Origin of the sequence: Bacillus sp. 196mf (assembly GCF_003217275.1) — a bacterium.
In the GTDB taxonomy this organism is placed as follows: Bacteria; Bacillota; Bacilli; order Bacillales; family Bacillaceae_G; genus Bacillus_A; species Bacillus_A thuringiensis_S.
In genome coordinates, this window is record NZ_QJTG01000096.1 from 1 (window position 1) to 1,924 (window position 1,924).

The following is a 1,924-nucleotide window of genomic DNA, read 5'->3' on the forward strand; positions in this document are numbered from 1 at the left end:
TGAAGTGTTTTCCCTTAAAGTATCTCATGCATCATGCTCCTCAAATCATTTTTCTTACATTTTAAATTCGCTTAGAAAACTTTGCAACAGAACCGTTTAGGATATTCACTCCATAATCTTTTGGAGAAAAACGGGATTGATTGTGATATTTTAGCTCCCACAACAATGTATAGTTCATCCAAAAACAAAATGGTGAAAAATGATCGATTCGATGCCAAAATGATTGCTCTTAATTTAGCGAATGGCACCTATAAAGAAGTATATGTTCCAGAAGAAGAGGATGTTGCCGTGAAAGAGTATATCCGCATGTTAGGTGATTTTAAAACATCATTGAAAAAAATAAAACAACAGATAAAAGCATTCCTTTTAAGACATGGCTATATTTACGAAGGAAAATCAAGCTGGACAATCGCTTATATGAAATGGTTAAAGAATCTTGATTTACAAGGATTATTCAAAGAAACGTTAGATGAATATCTATTACAGTATGATGTTCTAGTTGATAAAATTGAGCGGTTTAGTCTGAGGTTAGAAGAATTATCTCATAGTGAAAGATATGAAGAACCAGTCGCAAAGTTAAGATGCTTAAAAGGTATAGATACAACATCGGCAATGACTGTTCATGTGGAAATTGCAGACTTCACTCGGTTCCCCACGGCTAAAGCATTTATGGCTTATGTAGGATTAACGCCAAGCGAAAGCTCAAGTGGAGAGAAAATCAGTCGAAGCTCGATTACAAAACAAGGCAATTCGACCGTTAGGTCTACACTTGTAGAATGTGCAAATGCATTGGTAAAAGGAACAATCGGATTAAAATCGAAACGCGTGAAAGCAAGGCAAAAAGGACAACGAAGCGAAGTGATTGCTTATGCGGATCAGGCTGTAGAAAGGTTACAAAGAAAATATCATCGAATGATATATCAAGGGAAACCTAGAAATGTCGCCGTTACAGCGATTGCAAGAGAACTGGGGTGTTTTATCTGGGGATTAGAAGTAGGTAAAATTCATCGAAAATAAAGAAGAAGGGATATGAAGTTGATTGATGCATAGTTAGAGACCAAAGGTATCAATTGATGGCATAGATGAGCTTCAGAGATAGTGAATTACAGGTCTGGCTATCTATGTTCCTCCTTTTCTGGCACAGCTGAAATTCTGATAAACAAGCTATTTATTAGAATGTGAAAAGATGTGATCCACGCAATAAGATTATAAGAGCCTAACGACGGACCATTAACCTGAGTTAACCAATCCACGAATAACAGAGTGGTTAACTGTCGATAGATCTTATTTCTGAAGCTTTTTTGTATGCCATCAAAAAAATTTGGGTGAAAAACTATTGACAAAGGTCACTTCATAACAGGGGGATAAAATAAAGTTTTTTTGAAATTATGGTATAATTAAGAAAATTAAAAAAGAACATAAATATTGACCCATAGAAGCGTGTGTAAGAGGTGCAAGCTGAAAACTCCTCTTATACCGTTTACCTAACCATAGCGTAGGAAACACCTGCCCCGTATGAGTCCATCTTAGTATATCATGTTTCCAAGAGGTTAGCATTGAGAAAATTAGGGTGGATGATTGATGTTCGGAGAGGGGGAAGGAAAATTTTAATGGAAAATGAATTGCAAAAAATAATGACTGATATGCACGATTTAATTTTAGCAAAAACGTCTATGAGGAAATTTGCTAAAATGTTAGGAATAGATAGAAAGAAGATTATTAAAGGTTTGACGGGGCAAACTAAAACGGAAATGAAGCTAGATGTATTTCTAAAGATTGTATATGCTCTTTATGAAGATCATACATCACGCAGAAAGCGAATGAACCTGTTGGTTCTGTTGCAAAGTTTTCTAAGCGAATTTAAAATGTAAGAAAAATGATTTGAGGAGCATGATGCATGAGATACTTTAAGGGAAAACACTTC

1 protein-coding gene and 1 pseudogene are annotated in these 1,924 nt (G+C 35.4%); both read left to right on the forward strand.

Features of this window, described 5'->3' with window-relative positions:
* Window positions 1-96: 96 nt before the first annotated feature.
* Window positions 97-1,017, forward strand: a pseudogene (locus ATL10_RS30630) (IS110 family RNA-guided transposase); the annotation flags it as partial.
* A 539-nt stretch (window positions 1,018-1,556) separates the two neighbouring features.
* Entirely contained in the window at window positions 1,557-1,871 is a 315-nt protein-coding gene (locus ATL10_RS30635) for a hypothetical protein (RefSeq protein ID WP_258375854.1), read from the forward strand.
* Window positions 1,872-1,924 lie beyond the last annotated feature (53 nt).